The following is a 20,251-nucleotide window of genomic DNA, read 5'->3' on the forward strand; positions in this document are numbered from 1 at the left end:
AAAAAACGATATTCCCTGAATTACGGGGGGTGGAAACCCAATGTTTCAGCAGAAAAAGGACTGGGAAACACGAGAAAACGCATTTGCTGCTTTCTCCATGGGGCCGCTGACCGATTTCTGGCGCCAGCGTGAGGAAGATGAGTTTATGGGCGTCGGGGATATCCCGGTACGCTTCGTTCGTTTCCATGATGAAAAAAATGACCGGGTGATTGTGGTTTGCCCCGGGCGCATCGAAAGCTATATCAAATATGCCGAGCTGGCGTATGACCTGTTCCATCTGGGCTTTGATGTGTTAATTATCGACCATCGCGGGCAGGGGCTTTCCGGCCGGATGCTGCCGGATACCCATCGCGGCCACGTGGATAACTTCAGCGATTACGTCGACGATCTGGCCGCGTTCTGGCAGCAGGAAGTGCAGCCCGGACCGTGGCGCAAGCGTTATATTCTTGCCCACTCCATGGGGGGCGCGATCTCGACGTTGTTTTTGCAGCGCCATAAGCACCAGTGCGACGCCATTGCGCTGACCGCGCCGATGTACGGCATTGTGATACGTTTTCCTGACTGGATGGTGCGCCATCTTCTCGACTGGGCTGAGGGCCATCAGCGCATTCGTGAAGGCTATGCCATCGGAACAGGACGCTGGCGGGCGTTGCCGTTTGCCATCAACGTGTTAACCCACAGTCGGCAGCGTTATCGCCGCAACCTGCGTTTTTATGCCGATGAACCGCGTCTGCGGGTCGGCGGCCCCACCTGGCACTGGGTGCGGGAAGGTATTCATGCCGGTGAGCAGGTGCTGGCGGGCGTAGGCGATGATGACACGCCGACGCTCCTGATCCAGGCGGAAGAAGAGCGTGTGGTGGATAACCGCATGCATGACCGCTATTGTGAACTTCGCGCCGCGGCGGGCCATCCCTGTGAAGGGGGTAAACCGCTGGTCATCAACGGTGCGTACCATGAGATCCTTTTTGAAAAGGACGCTATGCGCTCAGTCGCGCTCAACGCCATTGTTGAATTTTTCAACAGGCATAACTGATTATTGTTTTCCACCAGAGGTTGAAATCCCTATGTACCAGGTTGTTGCATCTGATTTAGATGGCACGCTGCTTTCCCCCGACCACACCCTGTCGCCTTATGCGAAAGAGACCTTAAAACTCCTGACTGCCCGCGGCGTGAACTTTGTGTTCGCCACCGGCCGCCACCACGTGGACGTGGGGCAGATCCGCGATAACCTGGAGATCAAGTCGTACATGATCACCTCCAACGGTGCGCGCGTACACGACACGGACGGCAACCTGATTTTTACCCACAATCTCGATCGCGACATCGCCACTGATTTGTTCGGCATTGTGCATAACAACCCGGATATCGTCACTAACGTTTATCGCGACGACGAGTGGTTTATGAACCGTCATCGCCCGGACGAAATGCGTTTCTTCAAGGAAGCCGTCTTCAACTACTCCCTGTATGAACCGGGTTTGCTGGATCCTGAAGGGATCAGCAAGGTGTTCTTTACCTGCGAAAGTCACGAAGCGCTGCTTCCGCTGGAGCAGGCGATCAACGCCCGCTGGGGAGACCGCGTGAACGTGAGCTTCTCCACGCTGACTTGTCTGGAAGTGATGGCGGGCGGGGTGTCCAAAGGTCACGCGCTGGAAGCGGTCGCGAAGCGTCTGGGCTTTGATCTGAAAGACTGCATCGCGTTCGGCGATGGCATGAACGATGCCGAGATGCTCTCCATGGCGGGCAAAGGCTGCATCATGCAGAACGCGCACCAGCGCCTGAAAGATCTGCACCCGGAGCTGGAAGTGATTGGCACCAACGCAGACAACGCGGTACCTAAGTATTTGCGCAAACTGTTCCTTGAATAATCTTCATTTGATTGTTTATTGTTCAGATGTCAACTAAAGAGTTCGCTACAATGCCTCTCCTTCTTTCTGAGAGACAAGCATTGTGGCGCTACTCATTATCACCACTATTCTGTGGGCCTTCTCCTTTAGCCTGATTGGCGAATACCTTGCCGGATCGGTCGACAGCTACTTTTCGGTGCTGATGCGTGTGGGGCTGGCGGCGCTGGTGTTCCTGCCGTTCCTGCGTACCCGCGGGCAATCGCTGAAAACCATTCTGCTGTACATGCTGGTAGGCGCAATGCAGCTCGGCATCATGTACCTGTTCAGCTTCCGGGCTTACGTCTACCTCTCCGTCTCGGAATTTCTGCTCTTTACCGTGCTCACGCCGCTCTATATCACGCTGATTTACGACCTGCTCAGCAGGCGCCGCCTGCGCTGGGGATATCTGCTGAGCGCGGCGCTGGCAGTCATTGGCGCGGCGATAATTCGCTATGACAAGGTGAGCGATCACTTCTGGACCGGGCTGATGTTCGTCCAGCTCGCCAATATCAGCTTCGCCATCGGGATGGTGGGCTACAAACGCCTCATGGAGACCCGCCCGATGCCGCAGCATAACGCGTTTGCGTGGTTCTATATGGGCGCAGCGATTGTCGCGATTGCGGCATGGTTTATGCTCGGCAACCCGCAAAAGCTGCCAACCACCCCCGTGCAGTGGAGCGTTCTGGTCTGGCTGGGCGTGGTGGCGTCGGGGCTGGGCTACTTTATGTGGAACTACGGCGCGACGCAGGTAGACGCCGGAACGCTGGGGATCATGAACAACGTGCACGTGCCGGCGGGGCTACTGGTGAACCTCGCCATCTGGCAGGAACAGCCGCACTGGCCGAGTTTCCTTATTGGGGGAACGGTGATCCTGGCTTCGCTGTGGGTACATCGCCGCTGGGTCGCTCCGCGCTCCGCACAAACGGAAGATGGTCGCACGCGTGGTTCCGCGCTGAGCGAATAAACGCTTCCGTAATCGGCTGACGCTGCTCGCCGTCGCGCACGGCGGCGTACAGCCGGCTCCACAGTCCTTCACCCAGGGTTTTGGTAACCACCAGACCCTGGCGTTCAACCGTCTCGACCACCCAGTGCGGCAGCGCCGCAATTCCCATTCTGGCCGCCACCATCTGAATTAACAGCAGCGTGTTATCCACGCTCTTCAGCTGTGGGCTGATGCCTGCGGGTTGCAGGAAATGGCGCCAGATATCCAGACGACTGCGCTGTACCGGGTAAATCAGCAGCGTCTCCGTTGCCAGATCTTCCGGCGTGATGCGCGTTTTGGCGGCCAGCGGATGGTCCGGGGCCAGCACCAGACGTACCTCAAAATCAAACATTGGAGAATAGTGCAGACCGCTGCGCGGCAGAATATCTGAGGTCATCACCAGATCCAGCTCACCCTGCTGAAGCGACGGCTGCGGATCAAACGTGACGCCGGACTTGAAGTCCATTTCCACCTGCGGCCACTTCTGGCGGAAATTCTCAAGCGCGGGGGTTAGCCACTGAATACAGCTGTGACACTCAATGGCGATGCGCAGGGTGGTCTGCTGCGGCTCGTTGCAGGACTGCAACGCGCTGGCAATCTGCGGCAGCACCTGGTTCGCCAGCTGAAGCAAAATTTCGCCCTGCGGCGTAAAGCGCAAAGGCTGGCTCTTACGCACAAAAAGACGAAAGCCGAGGCGTTGTTCCAGATCGCTGAACTGGTGAGAAAGGGCAGACTGAGTCTGGTGCAGCGTGGCCGCTGCCGCCGCAAGAGAACCGCAGTTCCGCAACGCTTGTAGCGTTTTCAGGTGTTTTATCTCGATCATGAAAGTCCTTCACTTCGCCATGAACATTTTGCGCTTGAGGAATATACAGTACCTGCCAATTATAGATGTGTAAACATCTGGACGTCTAAATAACGAATTTCACAAGGGGCATACCATGACAATCCGCACTCACACTCTCGGTTTCCCTCGCGTTGGCCTGCGTCGCGAGCTAAAAAAAGCGCAAGAAAGCTACTGGGCAGGTAACGCCACCCGTGAAGAACTGCTGGCGGTGGGACGTGAGCTGCGCGCGCGTCACTGGGAACAGCAAAAACAGGCGGGCATTGACCTGCTGCCGGTGGGCGATTTCGCCTGGTACGACCATGTTCTGACCACCAGCCTGCTGCTTGGCAACGTGCCGGCTCGCCATCAGAACAACGATGGATCGGTGGATATCGATACCCTGTTCCGCATCGGCCGTGGCCGCGCGCCAACGGGTGAGCCAGCGGCAGCGGCGGAAATGACCAAGTGGTTCAACACCAACTATCACTATATGGTGCCGGAGTTCGTTAAAGGCCAGCAGTTCAAACTGACCTGGACCCAGCTTCTGGATGAAGTGGACGAAGCGCTGGCGCTGGGTCACCAGGTGAAACCCGTGCTGCTGGGGCCGATAACCTACCTGTGGCTGGGCAAAGTGAAAGGTGAACAGTTCGACCGCCTCAGCCTGCTGAACGACATTCTGCCGGTTTATAAGCAGGTGCTGATTGAGCTGGGCAAACGCGGCATTCAGTGGGTGCAAATCGATGAACCGGCGCTGGTGCTTGAGCTGCCGCAGGCGTGGCTGGACGCCTTCAAACCGGCGTATAACGCGCTCACCGGGCAGGTGAAGCTGCTGCTGACCACCTACTTCGAAGGCGTCACGCCGAACCTGAAAACCATTACCGCGCTGCCGGTTCAGGGTCTGCACATTGACCTCGTTCACGGCAAAGACGATGTAGCAGAGTTGCACAAGCGTCTGCCAGTGGACTGGCTGCTCTCTGCCGGTCTGGTGAATGGTCGTAACGTCTGGCGTGCCGATCTCACCGAGAAATATGCACAAATTAAAGACATAGTCGGTAAACGTGAATTGTGGGTGGCCTCTTCCTGTTCCCTGCTGCATAGCCCGATTGACCTGAGCGTGGAGACCCGACTCGACCCTGAGGTGAAAAGCTGGTTTGCCTTCGCCCTGCAAAAGTGTGAGGAGCTGGCTCTGCTGCGCGACGCGTTGAACAGCGGCGACACGGCAGCGATTAGCGACTGGAGCGCTCCGATCCAGGCGCGCCGTCACTCGACGCGCGTGCATAACCCGGCAGTGGAAAAACGTCTGGCGGCCATCACCGCCCGGGACAGCCAGCGCCAGAGCCCGTATGAAGTGCGCGCCGAAGCCCAGCGTGCGCGCTTTAACCTGCCCGCGTGGCCGACCACGACAATCGGCTCCTTCCCGCAGACTACCGAGATCCGCAGCCTGCGCCTGGACTTCAAAAAGGGCAATCTGGATGCGAATCACTACCGCACCGGTATTGCGGAACACATCAAACAGGCGATTATCGAGCAGGAACGTTTAGGTCTGGACGTGCTGGTGCACGGTGAAGCCGAGCGTAACGACATGGTGGAATACTTCGGTGAGCACCTGGACGGGTTTGTCTTTACCCAGAACGGTTGGGTGCAGAGCTACGGCTCCCGCTGCGTGAAGCCGCCGGTGGTAATCGGCGACGTCAGCCGCCCGGAAGCGATTACCGTGGAGTGGGCGAAGTATGCCCAGTCTCTGACCGACAAACCGGTAAAAGGCATGCTGACGGGTCCGGTGACCATTCTCTGCTGGTCGTTCCCGCGTGAAGACGTAACCCGGGAAACCATCGCCAAACAGATCGCCCTGGCGCTGCGCGATGAAGTTGCGGATCTGGAAGCGGCCGGGATTGGCATCATTCAGATCGACGAACCTGCGCTGCGTGAAGGTTTGCCGCTGCGTCGCAGCAACTGGGATGCTTACTTACAGTGGGGCGTGGAGGCGTTCCGCCTCAACGCGGCCGTCGCGAAGGACGATACGCAGATCCACACCCACATGTGTTACTGCGAATTTAACGACATCATGGACTCCATTGCCGCGCTCGACGCCGATGTGATCACCATCGAGACCTCGCGTTCAGACATGGAACTGCTGGAGTCGTTCGAAGAGTTCGACTACCCGAACGAAATCGGGCCGGGCGTGTACGACATTCACTCCCCGAATGTGCCAAGCGTGGAGTGGATTGAATCGCTGCTGCAAAAAGCGGCCCAGCGCATCCCGGCGGAACGTCTGTGGGTAAACCCGGACTGCGGCCTGAAAACCCGTGGCTGGCCTGAAACCCGCGCGGCGCTGGCGAACATGGTGCAGGCGGCGCAGAATTTGCGTCAGGCTTGATGAAATGTAGGCCCGGTCAGGCGTAGCCGCCACCGGGCTTTTTGCTTTTACGCTTTTTTCCCGCCGTACTGGCTAAACCATGTCAGCATCCGCTGCCAGCCATCTTTCGCCGATTCCGCGTGATAGCTCGGACGATAATCGGCATTAAAGGCGTGCCCGGCTTCCGGATACACCACAATTTCCGCCTTCGCGTTTGCTGCGCGCAACGCATGGCGCATGGTCTCGACCGTATCAAGCGGGATCCCGGTATCCTGACCGCCATAGAGCCCCAACACAGGCGCATTTAAATCCGTGGCAATATCAACAGGTTGCTTCGGTGAATTCAGCGTTTTTTCACCCACCAGCTTGCCGTACCAGGCCACGGCCGCTTTTAGCTGCGGGTTATGCGCGGCGTACAACCAGCTAATGCGTCCGCCCCAACAGAAGCCAGTCACCATCAGACGATGCGCATCGCCACCGTTGCGCGCTGCCCAGCTGGCAACGTGGTCGAGATCGGCCAGCACCTGCGCGTCCGGCACTTTGTTGACCAGGTTGCTGAACAGCGTCGGGATGTCGCTGTAATCATTCGGATCGCCCTGACGGAAATAGAGTTCCGGCGCAACGGCCAGGTAACCCTCCAGCGCCAGACGGCGGCAGAGGTCGCGAATATGTTCATGAACGCCAAATATTTCCTGCACCACGATCACGATGGGCAGCGGGCCATCGGCGGATTTTGGCCGCGCGTGGTACGCTGGCATGTTCTCTCCCTGGGAGGGAATGGAGGTCTCGCCTGCGGTAATGGCCTCTTCAGGGGTTGAGACGATGGTTGAAGCATGCGGGGCCGCAGCAGGTGCAAAACCGATTTTTTCAGTCATGGCATTCTCCGTACCAATGAATGGATTAGCGCAAAGATAAATATAGACACCAGGTTAACAACCCACAGTGCCTTATAGCGTCTATCTTTTGTGCAGCACCCGGCGATATAACTTGTTAATGTGATGTGAATCACCATTTTATGGAAATTAACTGCAATCATTTTCATTCATGGTGAGGTGTGTCACGAAATAATGCACATTGCTTCTGTAAAGTACCGTTTTACTTCTTCTGACAAACCGACCCACAGAGGAGTCACCTATGTCTAAGTCTGATGTTTTTCATCTCGGCCTCACTAAAAACGATTTACAAGGGGCTACGCTTGCTATCGTCCCTGGCGATCCTGAGCGTGTGGAAAAGATCGCCGCGCTGATGGATAAGCCGGTTAAGCTGGCAGCGCATCGCGAATTCACCACCTGGCGCGCAGAGCTGGACGGTAAAGCGGTGATCGTGTGCTCTACCGGTATCGGTGGCCCGTCTACCTCTATCGCCGTTGAAGAGCTGGCACAGCTGGGCATTCGTACTTTCCTGCGCATTGGCACCACAGGCGCCATTCAGCCGCACATCAACGTGGGCGACGTGCTGGTTACCACCGCATCCGTGCGTCTGGACGGGGCAAGCCTGCACTTTGCACCGATGGAATTCCCGGCAGTGGCTGATTTCGAATGCACCACCGCGCTGGTTGAAGCCGCGAAGTCCGTGGGCGCCACCACCCACGTGGGCGTCACTGCCTCTTCCGATACCTTCTACCCGGGCCAGGAGCGTTACGACACCTTCTCTGGTCGCGTGGTGAGCCGTTTCAAAGGCTCAATGGAAGAGTGGCAGTCGATGGGCGTCATGAACTACGAAATGGAATCTGCGACGCTGCTGACCATGTGCGCAAGCCAGGGTCTGCGTGCCGGTATGGTGGCGGGCGTTATCGTCAACCGTACCCAGCAGGAGATCCCGAACGCTGAAACCATGAAGCAGACTGAAAGCCATGCGGTGAAAATCGTGGTTGAAGCGGCGCGCCGTCTGATCTAATTCTCTCTTCAGTGCTAAAAGGCCGACATGCTCGGCCTTTCTTTTTTGCGTAACGCCTCGCAGGAAAACCCTTTCAAACTGGACGTTCATACAGCACAATTCTATTTTGTGCGGGTTACACGTGGATGCAGGGGGCATTGTGGATATCTCAATCCTGGTTTATGCGGTAGTTGCGCTGGTGAGCGTGGGGATTGGCTGGCTCATTTGCGGCTACCAACATGCTCAGCAGAAAGCCGATCAGCTGGCAGAGCGCGAAGAGATCGTCGCCGAACTCAGCGCGACGAAACAACAGCTTGCGCTGTGTGACCACTGGCGCGATGAGTGTGAACTGCTCAATAACGAACTGCGCAATCTGCGCGACATTAACACCTCGCTGGAGGCCGATCTCCGGGAAGTGACCACCCGCCTTGAATCCACCCAACTGCACGCCGAAGACAAAATCCGTCAGATGATCAACAGCGAGCAGCGTCTTAGCGAGCAGTTTGAGAACCTTGCGAACCGCATTTTTGAGCACAGCAATCGCCGCGTGGATGAGCAGAACCGCCAGAGCCTGAACAGCCTGCTGACGCCGCTGCGTGAACAGCTGGACGGCTTTCGCCGTCAGGTGCAGGACAGCTTTGGTCAGGAGGCTCGCGAGCGCCACACGCTGGCGCATGAGATCCGTAATCTCCAGCAGCTGAATGCGCAGATGGCTCAGGAGGCGGTTAACCTGACGCGCGCACTGAAAGGTGATAACAAAGCGCAGGGAAACTGGGGCGAAGTGGTCATGACGCGCGTGCTGGAGGCCTCTGGCCTGCGTGAAGGATACGAATACGAAACGCAGGTCAGCATTGAAAACGATGCGCGCTCGCGAATGCAGCCGGATGTCATTGTTCGTCTGCCGCAGGGTAAAGATGTGGTTATCGACGCCAAAATGACGCTGGTGGCCTATGAGCGCTACTTCAACGCGGAAGATGACTATACCCGCGAGACAGCGTTGCAGGAGCATATCGCCTCCGTGCGTAACCATATCCGTCTGCTGGGCAGAAAAGATTATCAACAGTTGCCGGGGCTGCGATCGCTGGATTATGTGCTGATGTTCATTCCGGTTGAGCCAGCCTTCCTGCTGGCGCTCGACAGACAGCCCGAACTGATCACCGAAGCGCTGAAAAATAACATTATGCTGGTCAGCCCCACCACGCTGCTGGTGGCGTTACGTACCATTGCCAACCTGTGGCGTTATGAGCACCAAAGCCGAAACGCGCAGCAGATTGCCGATCGCGCCAGCAAGCTGTACGACAAAATGCGGCTGTTTGTGGACGATATGTCCTCGGTGGGGCAAAGCCTGGATCGCGCGCAGGATAACTACCGCCAGGCGATGAAAAAACTCTCCTCCGGGCGCGGCAATTTGCTGGCGCAGGCGGAGGCGTTTCGCAGCCTGGGGGTGGAAGTTAAACGCGAGATTAATCCGGAACTGGTGGAGCAGGCTACGGCTCAGGACGAAGAGTTTCGTCTGCGTGAAGGCGACGGTGAGCAAAATAGCCGCAATGAAGACAATGGGTTAGCGGCGAGTTTATCCCCCGAAGCGCAGTCGGCGCGTTTCTTTCGCGGTGGTTGAAACGTAGGGCAAATGCGCCCAATCTGTTACACTTCACGAACATTTGACTGATTAGCAGGCTCTGAGATGGTTGACGATTCACAAGACACAACGCACTTTGGCTTTCAGACTGTCGCCAAAGCGCAGAAAGCTGACATGGTGGCCCACGTATTTCATTCCGTGGCGGCGAAGTACGATGTGATGAATGATTTGATGTCGTTTGGCATTCATCGCTTGTGGAAGCGCTTCACTATTGATTGCAGCGGCGTGCGCCGTGGACAAAAGGTGCTGGATTTAGCCGGCGGCACAGGGGATCTGACCGCTAAATTCTCCCGTCTGGTTGGCGAAACTGGTCGCGTGGTGCTGGCAGATATCAACGACTCCATGCTGAAAATGGGACGCGAAAAGCTGCGTAACATCGGCGTGGTAGGCAACGTTGAATATGTTCAGGCCAACGCCGAAGCGCTGCCGTTCCCGGACAATACGTTCGACTGCATCACCATCTCCTTCGGCCTGCGTAACGTGACCGATAAAGATAAAGCGCTGCGCTCTATGTACCGCGTGCTGAAGCCGGGTGGCCGACTGCTGGTACTTGAGTTTTCTAAACCGATTATCGACCCGCTGAGCAAAGCTTACGATGCCTATTCCTTCCACGTTCTGCCGCGCATCGGCGAGCTGGTGGCAAACGATGCAGAAAGTTACCGTTATCTGGCCGAATCCATCCGAATGCACCCGGATCAGGACACGCTGAAAGCGATGATGCAGGATGCGGAGTTTGAAAACGTGGAATACTTCAATATGACGGCGGGTGTCGTCGCGCTGCATCGTGGTTACAAGTTCTGAGTGGAGGTTTCCCGTGCCCATTAAACCCTTAGTCACCGCAGGCATCGAGAATGTACTGAATGCCTTTCTGTATCGCGCCCCGGCGCTGAAAACCGCACGTCAGCGGCTTAACGGAAAGGTGCTGCGTATCGTTTTAAAAGAGTTCTCGACGCCGCTTGTGCTGGTCTTCAGCGAACGCCAGCTTGACGTTCTGGGGGAGTGGGAAGGCGAGGCTGACTGCTCGGTGATTACGCACATGAGCGTATTGCCAAAACTGCGTGACCGTCAGCAGATGACGGCGCTTATTCGCAGCGGTGAGCTGGAGGTCGAGGGCGATATTCAGGTGGTACAGAACTTCGTTGCACTCAGCGATCAGGCTGAATTTGACCCCGCGGAACTGCTGGCGCCCTATATCGGCGACATCGCGGCTGAAGGGATAAGCAAAACGCTGCGCACGGGTTCCACTTTCCTGCGTAAAGGCCTGCTCCGTCAGCAGCGCTATGCTGCCGAGGTGCTGACCGAAGAGTGGCGTATGGCGCCTGGGCCTTTAGAAGTCGCCTGGTTTGCAGAAGAGACCGCGGCAGTTGAGCGCGCAGTTGATGCGTTAACCAAACGGCTTGAAAAACTGGAGGGCAAATGACGCCTGGTGAAATTCGGCGCCTCTATTTTATCGTTCGCACCTTTTTGAGCTACGGGCTCGACGAGCTTATCCCCAGAATGCGTATCACCCTGCCGCTTCGGCTTTGGCGTCGCACGCTGTTCTGGATGCCGAATCGCCATAAGGATCAGGAGCTGGGCGCACGCCTGCGTCTTGCGTTGCAGGAGCTGGGACCGGTCTGGATCAAGTTTGGGCAGATGCTCTCAACGCGTCGCGACCTTTTCCCGCCGCAGATTGCCGATCAGCTCGCGCTATTGCAGGACCGCGTCGCTCCGTTTGACGGAGAGAGAGCGAAGAAACAAATCGAAGAAGCGATGGGCAATATCCCCATCGAGACCTGGTTTGATGATTTCGACATTCAGCCTCTGGCCTCTGCCTCTATTGCGCAGGTTCACACCGCGCGCCTGAAGGAGAATGGCAAAGAGGTGGTCATTAAGGTGATTCGCCCGGATATCCTGCCGGTTATCAGAGCGGACATGAAGCTGATCTATCGCCTGGCTCGCTGGGTGCCGCGTCTGTTGCCGGATGGCCGCCGTCTGCGTCCGCTGGAAGTGGTACGGGAATACGAAAAAACGCTCATCGATGAACTTAACCTGCTGCGTGAATCGGCGAACGCCATTCAGCTGCGTCGAAACTTTGAAGACAGCCCGATGCTGTATGTTCCTGAAGTTTATTCTGACTACTGCAGTCAGAACATGATGGTGATGGAACGTATCTACGGCATCCCGGTCTCGGACGTGGTAGCGCTGGAAAAACAGGGCACCAACATGAAGCTGCTAGCCGAGCGCGGCGTGCAGGTCTTCTTTACTCAGGTTTTCCGCGACAGCTTCTTCCATGCTGACATGCATCCGGGCAACATTTTCGTCAGCTATGAGCACCCGGAAGATCCGAAGTACATTGGCATCGACTGCGGTATTGTCGGCTCGCTGAATAAAGAGGATAAGCGTTATCTCGCCGAGAACTTTATCGCTTTCTTCAATCGCGACTACCGTAAGGTGGCCGAACTGCACGTGGATTCAGGCTGGGTTCCGCCAGATACCAACGTGGAAGAGTTTGAATTTGCGATCCGTACCGTCTGTGAGCCAATTTTTGAAAAGCCGCTCTCAGAGATCTCTTTCGGGCATGTTCTGCTCAACCTGTTCAACACCGCACGTCGTTTTAATATGGAAGTGCAGCCACAATTAGTTTTACTTCAGAAAACATTACTTTACGTTGAGGGCGTAGGCCGCCAGCTCTATCCTCAGTTAGACTTGTGGAAAACCGCGAAACCGTTCCTCGAATCCTGGATTAAGGATCAGGTCGGTATTCCAGCCCTGGTTCGCTCGCTTAAAGAGAAAGGCCCGTTCTGGATTGAAAAAATGCCAGAAATTCCTGAACTGGTTTACGACAGTTTGCGTCAGAGCAAGAACCTTCAGCACAGCATGGATAAAATCGCGCACGAGCTTCAATCCAGTCGCGTGCGTCAGGGGCAGTCCCGCTATCTCTTCGGAATTGGCGCGACGCTGCTGATAAGCGGCACGTTGCTGTTGATCAATCGTCCGGACTGGGAAATGATGCCAGCCTGGATTATGGCTGCCGGTGTGGTTGTCTGGCTTGCTGGCTGGCAAAAAACACGCTGAATTAGCGTCGCTATCGAGGGATTGCATACGTATAATGCGATCTGACTAATTAATCATCTATCACTGGGGAACACGCATGGGTGGTATCAGTATCTGGCAGTTAGTGATCATTGCCGTCATTGTTGTGCTGCTGTTCGGCACGAAAAAACTCGGATCAATTGGTTCCGACCTGGGCGCGTCAATCAAAGGCTTCAAGAAAGCCATGAGCGATGATGAGAATAAGCAGGAAAAAAGCGGTCAGGACGCTGATTTTACCGCTAAATCTATCGCCGATAAGCAGGACGAAGCCAAAAAGGAAGAGGCCAAACGTCACGATAAAGAGCAGGTGTAATTCGTGTTCGACATTGGTTTTGGTGAGTTACTGCTGGTCTTTGTGATTGGTTTGATTGTGCTGGGGCCGCAGCGTTTACCCGTTGCGGTAAAAACTGTCGTGGGCTGGGTGCGTGCGCTCCGTTCGCTGGCAACGACCGTGCAGAACGAGCTGGCGCAGGAACTGAAGCTTCAGGAATTTCAGGACAGCCTGAAAAAGGTTGAAAAGGCGAGCATGGACAACCTGACGCCGGAGCTGAAAGCATCCATGGATGAGTTGCGCGAAGCGGCTGAATCCATGAAGCGCTCATACAGCGTTAACGATCCTGAGAAGGCGAGTGATGAAGCAAACACCATCCATAATCCGGTGGTGAAGGGCAGCGAAGAGCAGCGCGAGGGTGTGACGCCTTCCAGCGCGGAACATCAGGCTGCTTCGCCAGAGCAATCGCCGCAGGAGCCCGAAGTGAAAAAGCAGGTGCCGCCGGAAGAGCCCGTGGTCAAAACGGCTGAGGTAAAACCCGCCGCGCCCGTTTCCGAATCATCCCCCTCGTCGAGTGATAAAGCGTAAACATGGCAGTAGATGATACTCAACCGCTGATTACGCACCTCATTGAGCTGCGTAAGCGTCTGTTAAACTGCATTATTGCGGTTTTCCTCATTTTTTTATGTCTGGTCTATTTTGCCAACGATATCTATCAGGTGGTTTCCGCACCGCTGATTAAGCAGATGCCGCTGGGCGCAACGATGATTGCAACGGACGTTGCTTCGCCGTTCTTTACCCCGATCAAGCTGACCTTCTGGGTGTCGTTGATTGCCTCTGCGCCGGTCATTTTGTATCAGGTCTGGGCATTTGTGGCACCCGCGCTGTACAGGCATGAACGCAAGCTGGTTATTCCGCTGCTGGTGTCCAGTTCGCTGCTGTTTTATATCGGTATGGCGTTCGCCTACTTCGTTGTCTTCCCGCTGGCCTTTGGCTTCCTGACGCATACCGCGCCGGAAGGGGTACAGGTGTCGACGGACATCGCCAGCTACCTCAGCTTCGTTATGGCGCTGTTTATGGCCTTTGGTGTCGCCTTCGAGGTGCCCGTCGCGATTGTCCTGCTCTGCTGGGTGGGGGTGACCACGCCTGACGATCTGCGTAAGAAGCGCCCGTACATCCTGGTGGGGGCATTTGTCGTAGGTATGCTGTTAACGCCACCGGACGTCTTCTCGCAAACCTTACTGGCGATACCCATGTACTGCCTGTTTGAAGTCGGCGTATTCTTCGCTCGTTTCTACGTCGGAAAGGGGCGTACCCGGGACGAAGAAGACGAGCCGTCTGAAGAGACCACTAAAGAATAAAACCAACCGCCCGTCAGGGCGGTTGTCATATGGGGATACGTATGTTTGATATCGGGCTTAACCTGACCAACGCCCAGTTTGCGAAAGACCGCGATGAGGTGGTGGCGCGCGCCTTTGCCGTCGGCGTGAACGGGCTGTTACTGACGGGAACGAACCTGTATGAGAGCGAGCAGGCACAGCTGCTGGCGCAACGCTATCAACACTGCTGGTCCACCGCAGGCGTGCACCCTCATGACAGCAGCCAGTGGGCGCATGAAAGCGCTGAGGCGCTTCATCGTCTGGCGGCTACGCCAGAAGTGGTTGCCATTGGCGAATGCGGGCTTGATTTCAACCGTAACTTCTCGACGCCTGAAGAGCAGGAGAAGGCATTTACCGCCCAGCTCGCGCTGGCTGCAGAGCTGGGGATGCCGATGTTTATGCACTGTCGCGATGCGCATGAACGTTTTCTGGCGCTACTGGACCCCTGGCTGGAGAAACTGCCAGGCGCGGTGTTGCACTGCTTTACGGGCTCCCGTCAGGAAGCGCTGGATTGCCTGAACCGCGGGCTTTACTTGGGTATCACGGGCTGGGTGTGCGATGAGCGTCGTGGGCTGGAGCTGCGCGAGCTGTTATCCGTAATCCCGGCCGATCGTTTGTTGCTGGAAACGGATGCGCCGTATCTGTTGCCCCGGGATATGCAGCCCAAACCGGCATCACGACGTAACGAACCGGCTTATCTGGGACACATTGCTGAGCGAGTGGCGTACTGGCGCGGGGAAGATGCGCAGTGGCTGGCAGCCCAAACCGATGACAACGTGCGTCGTCTGTTCGGCGTGCAGTTCTAAACTTTGCGGAAATCGGTGTTTTTAACGCTCTGTAACACCTCTTTGTTCAGCAGGTTGAGCAACAGCATAGAACGCGCTTCACCGTCTGGTTCAGCGAAGATGGCCTGTAACCCTTCAAAAGCGCCTTCGGTGATCACCACGCTGTCCCCGGCATAAGGGGTTTCCGGATCGGTAATATCTTCAGGCTGCTGGTAGACAGAGAGCTGATGAATAACCGATGACGGTACTCTTGCCGGATGGGCGCCAAAACGTACAAAATGGCTGACGCCGCGCGTGGCGCTGATCGTCGTGGTGTGGATCACTTCGGGGTCGAACTCAACGAACAGATAGTTCGGGAACAGAGGCTCACTGACGGTCGTGCGTTTTCCACGCTGCATTTTTTCAAGCGTGATCACGGGCGTCAGGCAGTTAACAGACTGACGTTCAAGATGTTCCTGTGCGCGCTGAAGTTGCCCGCGTTTGCAATACAGTAAATACCAGGCCTGCATAATCACTCTTCCCATTGTTCGGGGCGCAAGCATACCAAAACCCTGGCGGGATCGCTAAGGTGATTATAATGGCGAAAAAGAGAGTAAGTCGTGGAAGTTCACGCTAATTTAACAAAATTACAGCATCACGCGGTCTTACGCCGTATAATGAAGCGCTTACAGAGAGGCCATGATTAACTGCATGAAATACCACGATCTACGCGACTTCCTGGCGCTGCTGGAAAAGCAGGGCGAACTCAAACGCATTACGCTTCCTGTTGATCCGTATCTGGAAATGACAGAAATCGCTGACCGCACCCTGCGCGCGGGCGGCCCGGCGTTGCTGTTTGAAAACCCAAAAGGCTACGCCATGCCGGTACTGTGCAACCTGTTTGGCACACCTCGCCGCGTGGCGATGGGCATGGGGCAGGAAGATGTCACGGCGCTGCGTGAAGTGGGCAAACTGCTGGCCTTTCTGAAAGAGCCGGAGCCGCCAAAAGGGTTCCGCGACCTGTTCGACAAGCTGCCGCAGTTTAAGCAGGTGTTGAATATGCCCACCAAACGCCTGCGCGGCGCGCCATGCCAGCAAAAAGTGCTGGAAGGCGATGCAGTTGATCTGACCAAAATTCCCATCATGCAGTGCTGGCCTGAAGATGCCGCACCGCTGATTACCTGGGGCCTCACCGTGACGCGTGGGCCGCATAAAGAGCGTCAAAACCTCGGCATTTATCGCCAGCAGCTGATTGGCAAGAACAAGCTCATCATGCGCTGGTTGTCCCACCGCGGTGGCGCGCTGGATTTCCAGGAGTGGTGCGCGGCCCATCCGGGCGAACGCTTCCCGGTTTCCGTAGCGCTGGGTGCCGATCCGGCAACCATTCTGGGCGCGGTGACGCCTGTTCCTGATACGCTGTCTGAATATGCCTTTGCAGGGCTGCTGCGCGGCACCAAAACCGAAGTGGTGAAGTGCATCTCCAATGACCTGGAAGTGCCAGCCAGCGCAGAGATCGTGCTGGAAGGTTACATTGAACAGGGCGAGCTGGCACCCGAAGGGCCGTACGGCGACCACACCGGCTATTACAACGAAGTGGATAACTTTCCGGTATTCACCGTCACGCACATTACCCAGCGTGAAGATGCCATTTATCATTCAACTTACACTGGCCGCCCACCGGATGAACCGGCGGTACTTGGCGTGGCGCTGAACGAAGTGTTCGTGCCGATCCTGCAAAAGCAGTTCCCGGAAATTGTTGATTTTTATCTGCCGCCGGAAGGGTGTTCGTATCGCCTGGCGGTGGTGACGATGAAGAAGCAGTATGCCGGTCACGCTAAGCGCGTGATGATGGGCGTATGGTCTTTCCTGCGCCAGTTTATGTATACCAAGTTTGTGATTGTCTGCGATGATGACGTCAATGCCCGCGACTGGAATGACGTCATCTGGGCCATCACCACGCGTATGGATCCGGCGCGTGATACGGTGTTAGTGGAAAACACGCCGATTGATTATCTGGACTTTGCCTCGCCGGTTTCCGGCCTTGGTTCAAAAATGGGACTGGATGCCACGAACAAATGGCCTGGCGAAACCGACCGTGAATGGGGTCGCCCGATCGAAAAAGATCCTGCCGTGACCGCGCGAATTGACGCGATCTGGGACGAGCTGGCCATAATGAATAACGGTAAGGCAGAATAAGACCGTTTAGCCCTATAGACTTCCCGACAGAGAGAGCGAATGACAACCTTAAGCTGTAAAGTGACGTCGGTAGATGCTATTACCGACACCGTATATCGCGTCCGTTTGGTTCCTGAAGCGGCATTCTCATTCCGTGCCGGTCAGTACCTGATGGTCGTGATGGACGAGCGTGATAAGCGTCCTTTCTCTATGGCCTCAACGCCAGCAGAGAAGGAATTTATTGAGCTGCATATTGGTGCGTCTGAGCTTAACCTGTACGCGATGGCCGTGATGGATCGCATCCTGAAAGAGCGTGAAATCGTGGTCGATATTCCTCATGGCGAGGCCTGGCTGCGTGAAGACGAAGACCGTCCGCTGATCCTGATTGCCGGTGGTACAGGCTTCTCCTATGTCCGCTCTATTCTGTTGACGGCGCTGGCGCGTAATCCAAATCGCGATATCACCATCTACTGGGGCGGCCGTGAAGAGAAGCACCTTTACGATCTGTCTGAGCTGGAAGCGCTGAGCGTCAATCATCCAAACCTGCGCATCGAGCCGGTCGTCGAGCAGCCGGAAGAGGGCTGGCGCGGGCGCAGCGGCACGGTGCTGACTGCGGTATTGCAGGATCACGGAACGCTGGCCGGGCACGATATCTACATTGCCGGTCGCTTTGAAATGGCGAAAATTGCCCGCGACCTGTTCTGCAACGAGCGTGACGCGCGGGAAGATCGTCTGTTTGGCGATGCGTTTGCGTTTATCTGATTGTGAGACCCGCTTCGGCGGGTTTTTTACGCTCGGGCAATAGCGCTGGTGAAAATTTAACCTTGAAATGGGCGGCGCATTGCCGTTATTCTTGTTCCCGTTAAATTTCGCCCTCAGGAGCGCCCCCCAAAAATGAACAAACACGACTGATGAATTTCGATCCTTGCTCAACGCATCGCGTCGGCAGGGGATGTTTTGATTTCATTCAGGAGTGCTTATGGCTCATTTTGCGCAATCCCCCTCTTTTATTTTGCATCAGGTCACCTGTCAGTTTGCGACGGGCGATATCCTTTTTGGTCCACTGAATCTTTCTCTGGATGCGTCAGTGTGTGCGCTGGTTGGCCGCAACGGCAGCGGTAAAACACGCCTTCTGCGTCTGCTGGCAGGGGTTGATGAACCCGCCAGCGGTCACATTGAGCGCTTTGGTACACACGTCTATGTGGCGCAGCAGCAGGATATTTCTGCGGATACGACTCTTGCCGGACTGCTTGGTTACGACGCGATCTTTGCGGCGCGCACGCGCATCGACGGCGGTCATTATGAACCCGACGATCTCGACACGCTCGATGGTTACTGGGATCTGGCTGAACGGCTAAGCCAGGCTTTTATCGCTGCAAAACTTCCCTCTTTTGAGCCGAACAAACGCGCGGCAGAGCTAAGCGGCGGCGAGCGCATTCGTGCCTTGCTGTGCGGTGCATTCACCGCGGATGCTGATTTCCTGCTGCTGGACGAACCGACCAACCACCTCGACAGTCAAGGCCGCGTGTGGTTCTACGAGCAGCTTTCCCGGTATCAGGGCGGGGTGCTGGTGGCCTCTCACGACCGTGAGTTGCTGGCCCAGGTACCGCGTATCCTTGAACTGAGCGCGTTGGGCTTGCGCAGCTACGGCGGGAATTATGCTGACTATCGAACCCAGCGTGATGCTGAGCAGCTGGCTGCCCGCGCCGCGCTGGAGCATGCTGCCACCGAACGCAAGCGTACCCGCGCCCGTATGCATAAAGAGCATGACGACAGCCAGCGTCGTTCGGCCAAAACGCTTCGCACGGTCGACAGCCTTAACATCGCCTCGTTTGAACGGGTCAAATACAAAGGGGCGGCGAAAGAGCGGATTGGTTCCTGGAAAAAACAGCATAGCGATCAAAATCATGCCCTGAACGCTGCGGTTAACCAGGCACGCGAGCGGGTTGAAGAGGATAACGCGGTGATGTTTACCCTGCCGGGCAGTGAAATCCCGGAAGGAAAACAGGTGCTGGTGCTGGAAGAACTGGTGCTTCCGCACGTGCCTGTCTCCCCGATAAACTGGCGAATGGATGGCCCGATGCGCGTGGCGCTACGCGGGCCGAACGGCTGTGGGAAATCCACGCTGTTGAAAGTGATGTTGGGCGAAACCGCCCCTGTTACGGGAACCTGTAAGGTCTCCGTCAGATGTGCTTATCTCGATCAGCATCTTTCCCGGCTGGATCTGTCGCAGTCGGTGATGACACACCTTAGCCTGGGCAATACGCCGCTCGAAGAGGGGGCGCTGCGTACCCGTTTAGCGCAGCTTCAGCTGGGCGCAGAGAAAGTGACACTTCCACTGGCCGATCTAAGCGGCGGCGAGCGCCTGAAGGCCGCACTGGCCTGCGTATTGTGGCGTGAAGCGGCAACGCAGCTGTTGCTTCTGGATGAGCCGACCAACCACCTCGATCTGGCTTCCGTTCAGGCCATTGAAGCGGCCCTGGCCGATTATCCCGGCGCGCTGCTGGTGGTGTCGCACGATGAAGCGTTTTTAGCAGGATTAAAGCTGACGCATGAGCTGGTGTGGGAAGAGTCGGGATGGCGATGTGAAAGCCTCTAAACACAAGCCCCCGCAAGGGCGGGGGCAAACAAACTTTATCAGGCTAACTGCTTGCGAAGGTCAGGGTTTGCCTGGATCAGGCGCATCAGCTTTAGCTCGGCTGGGGTAGGTTTTTCACGCTTTGACTCCCACTCCAGCACCATCGCTACGCTGACACCCATCGCTCTTGCGAATTCATCTGTTTTCAGGCCCGACCCTTTGCGTAAACGCTCAAATTCACTAAAAGGATTGGACTTTTGATTCAGGGTAACCGTCGGCGGTACATCTTTAAAAATAATCTGTTCCAGGCTGCTCAGCAGCTCAAACTCAGGATCTTTTAATTCCATTGAGAACTCCTCATAAATCACACATCGGGATCATGAACATCAGAGAGCATGTTAAGAATAGTCCCTAAACCAAACACAGGATCGTCACGGTTGTGATTAATTGT

The 20,251-nt window shown here is 56.1% G+C and carries 20 protein-coding genes; 16 read left to right on the plus strand and 4 right to left on the minus strand.

Translation table 11 applies throughout. The features are described from left to right. Positions 1 to 40: 40 nt before the first annotated feature. The 3 genes from pldB (at position 41) to ACOTXC_RS19475 (ending at position 2,847) form a co-directional block, all read left to right on the plus strand. A complete protein-coding gene (gene pldB / locus ACOTXC_RS19465) occupies positions 41 to 1,033 on the plus strand; it encodes a lysophospholipase L2 (RefSeq protein WP_022646668.1) in 993 nt (330 codons plus the stop codon). 31 nt (positions 1,034 to 1,064) lie between these two features. Then, on the plus strand, positions 1,065 to 1,865 hold the full coding sequence (gene yigL, locus ACOTXC_RS19470; RefSeq protein ID WP_023299050.1) for a sugar/pyridoxal phosphate phosphatase YigL: 801 nt from the start codon (positions 1,065 to 1,067) through the stop codon (positions 1,863 to 1,865). Between the two features lie 82 nt (positions 1,866 to 1,947). Next, complete coding sequence (locus tag ACOTXC_RS19475; protein WP_003860795.1) at positions 1,948 to 2,847, plus strand: carboxylate/amino acid/amine transporter; 900 nt, start codon at positions 1,948 to 1,950, stop codon at positions 2,845 to 2,847. On the opposite strand, the gene metR is transcribed toward ACOTXC_RS19475, so the two are convergent. Then, positions 2,735 to 3,688, minus strand: coding sequence for an HTH-type transcriptional regulator MetR (metR, locus tag ACOTXC_RS19480; protein WP_015570000.1), 954 nt, complete (start codon positions 3,686 to 3,688; stop codon positions 2,735 to 2,737). The two genes, ACOTXC_RS19475 and metR, sit on opposite strands and share 113 nt — an antisense overlap. Before the next feature lie 115 nt (positions 3,689 to 3,803). Here metR and metE point away from each other — a divergent pair, with 115 nt between their 5' ends. Then, positions 3,804 to 6,065, plus strand: a complete 2,262-nt coding sequence (metE, locus tag ACOTXC_RS19485; RefSeq protein ID WP_421767913.1) for a 5-methyltetrahydropteroyltriglutamate--homocysteine S-methyltransferase — start codon at positions 3,804 to 3,806, stop codon at positions 6,063 to 6,065. Between the two features lie 47 nt (positions 6,066 to 6,112). On the opposite strand, the gene ACOTXC_RS19490 is transcribed toward metE, so the two are convergent. Then, complete coding sequence (locus ACOTXC_RS19490; RefSeq protein WP_161177378.1) at positions 6,113 to 6,919, minus strand: dienelactone hydrolase family protein; 807 nt, start codon at positions 6,917 to 6,919, stop codon at positions 6,113 to 6,115. A 259-nt stretch (positions 6,920 to 7,178) separates the two neighbouring features. On the opposite strand from ACOTXC_RS19490, the gene udp reads away from it, so the two are divergent. From udp to tatD, 9 genes are all read left to right on the plus strand, one after another. Then, positions 7,179 to 7,940, plus strand: a complete 762-nt coding sequence (gene udp, locus ACOTXC_RS19495) for a uridine phosphorylase (protein ID WP_003860792.1) — start codon at positions 7,179 to 7,181, stop codon at positions 7,938 to 7,940. A gap of 139 nt (positions 7,941 to 8,079) precedes the next feature. Further along, complete coding sequence (gene rmuC, locus ACOTXC_RS19500) at positions 8,080 to 9,537, plus strand: DNA recombination protein RmuC (RefSeq protein WP_046621691.1); 1,458 nt, start codon at positions 8,080 to 8,082, stop codon at positions 9,535 to 9,537. A 66-nt stretch (positions 9,538 to 9,603) separates the two neighbouring features. Next, positions 9,604 to 10,359, plus strand: coding sequence for a bifunctional demethylmenaquinone methyltransferase/2-methoxy-6-polyprenyl-1,4-benzoquinol methylase UbiE (gene ubiE / locus ACOTXC_RS19505; protein ID WP_022646673.1), 756 nt, complete (start codon positions 9,604 to 9,606; stop codon positions 10,357 to 10,359). A gap of 13 nt (positions 10,360 to 10,372) precedes the next feature. After that, complete coding sequence (gene ubiJ, locus ACOTXC_RS19510; protein ID WP_022646674.1) at positions 10,373 to 10,978, plus strand: ubiquinone biosynthesis protein UbiJ; 606 nt, start codon at positions 10,373 to 10,375, stop codon at positions 10,976 to 10,978. Then, the gene (gene ubiB / locus ACOTXC_RS19515) at positions 10,975 to 12,615 is read left to right on the plus strand and encodes a ubiquinone biosynthesis regulatory protein kinase UbiB (protein WP_022646675.1); all 1,641 of its coding nucleotides are present in this window, start codon (positions 10,975 to 10,977) and stop codon (positions 12,613 to 12,615) included. Before ubiJ ends, ubiB begins: the two co-directional genes overlap by 4 nt. Before the next feature lie 76 nt (positions 12,616 to 12,691). Continuing rightward, a complete protein-coding gene (tatA, locus tag ACOTXC_RS19520; RefSeq protein WP_022646676.1) occupies positions 12,692 to 12,946 on the plus strand; it encodes a Sec-independent protein translocase subunit TatA in 255 nt (84 codons plus the stop codon). Between the two features lie 3 nt (positions 12,947 to 12,949). Then, positions 12,950 to 13,492 (plus strand): Sec-independent protein translocase protein TatB, encoded by a 543-nt coding sequence (tatB, locus tag ACOTXC_RS19525; RefSeq protein WP_022646677.1) that lies wholly within the window; start codon positions 12,950 to 12,952, stop codon positions 13,490 to 13,492. Positions 13,493 to 13,494: 2 nt separating this feature from the next. Continuing rightward, the gene (gene tatC, locus ACOTXC_RS19530) at positions 13,495 to 14,265 is read left to right on the plus strand and encodes a Sec-independent protein translocase subunit TatC (RefSeq protein WP_022646678.1); all 771 of its coding nucleotides are present in this window, start codon (positions 13,495 to 13,497) and stop codon (positions 14,263 to 14,265) included. Between the two features lie 41 nt (positions 14,266 to 14,306). Then, positions 14,307 to 15,089: a 3'-5' ssDNA/RNA exonuclease TatD gene (tatD, locus tag ACOTXC_RS19535; protein WP_058676814.1), complete on the plus strand. Its 783-nt coding sequence runs from the start codon at positions 14,307 to 14,309 to the stop codon at positions 15,087 to 15,089. On the opposite strand, the gene rfaH is transcribed toward tatD, so the two are convergent. Next, positions 15,086 to 15,577, minus strand: coding sequence for a transcription/translation regulatory transformer protein RfaH (gene rfaH / locus ACOTXC_RS19540; RefSeq protein WP_032626529.1), 492 nt, complete (start codon positions 15,575 to 15,577; stop codon positions 15,086 to 15,088). The genes tatD and rfaH overlap by 4 nt on opposite strands. Positions 15,578 to 15,749: 172 nt before the next feature. On the opposite strand from rfaH, the gene ubiD reads away from it, so the two are divergent. The 3 genes from ubiD (at position 15,750) to ACOTXC_RS19555 (ending at position 19,821) form a co-directional block, all read left to right on the plus strand. Continuing rightward, positions 15,750 to 17,243: a 4-hydroxy-3-polyprenylbenzoate decarboxylase gene (ubiD, locus tag ACOTXC_RS19545; protein WP_088581798.1), complete on the plus strand. Its 1,494-nt coding sequence runs from the start codon at positions 15,750 to 15,752 to the stop codon at positions 17,241 to 17,243. Positions 17,244 to 17,282: 39 nt separating this feature from the next. After that, positions 17,283 to 17,984 (plus strand): NAD(P)H-flavin reductase, encoded by a 702-nt coding sequence (gene fre, locus ACOTXC_RS19550; protein ID WP_003860778.1) that lies wholly within the window; start codon positions 17,283 to 17,285, stop codon positions 17,982 to 17,984. Positions 17,985 to 18,201: 217 nt separating this feature from the next. Beyond that, positions 18,202 to 19,821: an ABC-F family ATP-binding cassette domain-containing protein gene (locus ACOTXC_RS19555; RefSeq protein WP_046621685.1), complete on the plus strand. Its 1,620-nt coding sequence runs from the start codon at positions 18,202 to 18,204 to the stop codon at positions 19,819 to 19,821. 38 nt (positions 19,822 to 19,859) lie between these two features. Here the strand turns inward: ACOTXC_RS19555 and ACOTXC_RS19560 are convergent, their stop codons facing one another. Continuing rightward, positions 19,860 to 20,147 carry an HTH-type transcriptional regulator gene (locus tag ACOTXC_RS19560; RefSeq protein ID WP_003860776.1) on the minus strand — a complete coding sequence of 96 codons (288 nt, stop codon included), beginning with the start codon at positions 20,145 to 20,147 and terminating at the stop codon, positions 19,860 to 19,862. Positions 20,148 to 20,251: the final 104 nt, after the last annotated feature.

The sequence above is a fragment of the Enterobacter cloacae complex sp. IR5428 genome (assembly GCF_049238585.1).
Lineage (GTDB): Bacteria > Pseudomonadota > Gammaproteobacteria > Enterobacterales > Enterobacteriaceae > Enterobacter > Enterobacter intestinihominis.

What these genes read in the sequence shown, in the direction of transcription:
- pldB (WP_022646668.1), top strand. Translation starts at nt 41, where the DNA reads ATGTTTCAGCAGAAAAAGGACTGGGAAACACGAGAAAACGCATTTGCT.
- yigL (WP_023299050.1), top strand. Translation starts at nt 1,065, where the DNA reads ATGTACCAGGTTGTTGCATCTGATTTAGATGGCACGCTGCTTTCCCCC.
- metR (WP_015570000.1), bottom strand. Translation starts at nt 3,688, where the DNA reads ATGATCGAGATAAAACACCTGAAAACGCTACAAGCGTTGCGGAACTGC.
- metE (WP_421767913.1), top strand. Translation starts at nt 3,804, where the DNA reads ATGACAATCCGCACTCACACTCTCGGTTTCCCTCGCGTTGGCCTGCGT.
- ACOTXC_RS19490 (WP_161177378.1), bottom strand. Translation starts at nt 6,919, where the DNA reads ATGACTGAAAAAATCGGTTTTGCACCTGCTGCGGCCCCGCATGCTTCA.
- udp (WP_003860792.1), top strand. Translation starts at nt 7,179, where the DNA reads ATGTCTAAGTCTGATGTTTTTCATCTCGGCCTCACTAAAAACGATTTA.
- ubiE (WP_022646673.1), top strand. Translation starts at nt 9,604, where the DNA reads ATGGTTGACGATTCACAAGACACAACGCACTTTGGCTTTCAGACTGTC.
- ubiB (WP_022646675.1), top strand. Translation starts at nt 10,975, where the DNA reads ATGACGCCTGGTGAAATTCGGCGCCTCTATTTTATCGTTCGCACCTTT.
- tatA (WP_022646676.1), top strand. Translation starts at nt 12,692, where the DNA reads ATGGGTGGTATCAGTATCTGGCAGTTAGTGATCATTGCCGTCATTGTT.
- tatC (WP_022646678.1), top strand. Translation starts at nt 13,495, where the DNA reads ATGGCAGTAGATGATACTCAACCGCTGATTACGCACCTCATTGAGCTG.
- tatD (WP_058676814.1), top strand. Translation starts at nt 14,307, where the DNA reads ATGTTTGATATCGGGCTTAACCTGACCAACGCCCAGTTTGCGAAAGAC.
- rfaH (WP_032626529.1), bottom strand. Translation starts at nt 15,577, where the DNA reads ATGCAGGCCTGGTATTTACTGTATTGCAAACGCGGGCAACTTCAGCGC.
- fre (WP_003860778.1), top strand. Translation starts at nt 17,283, where the DNA reads ATGACAACCTTAAGCTGTAAAGTGACGTCGGTAGATGCTATTACCGAC.
- ACOTXC_RS19555 (WP_046621685.1), top strand. Translation starts at nt 18,202, where the DNA reads ATGGCTCATTTTGCGCAATCCCCCTCTTTTATTTTGCATCAGGTCACC.
- ACOTXC_RS19560 (WP_003860776.1), bottom strand. Translation starts at nt 20,147, where the DNA reads ATGGAATTAAAAGATCCTGAGTTTGAGCTGCTGAGCAGCCTGGAACAG.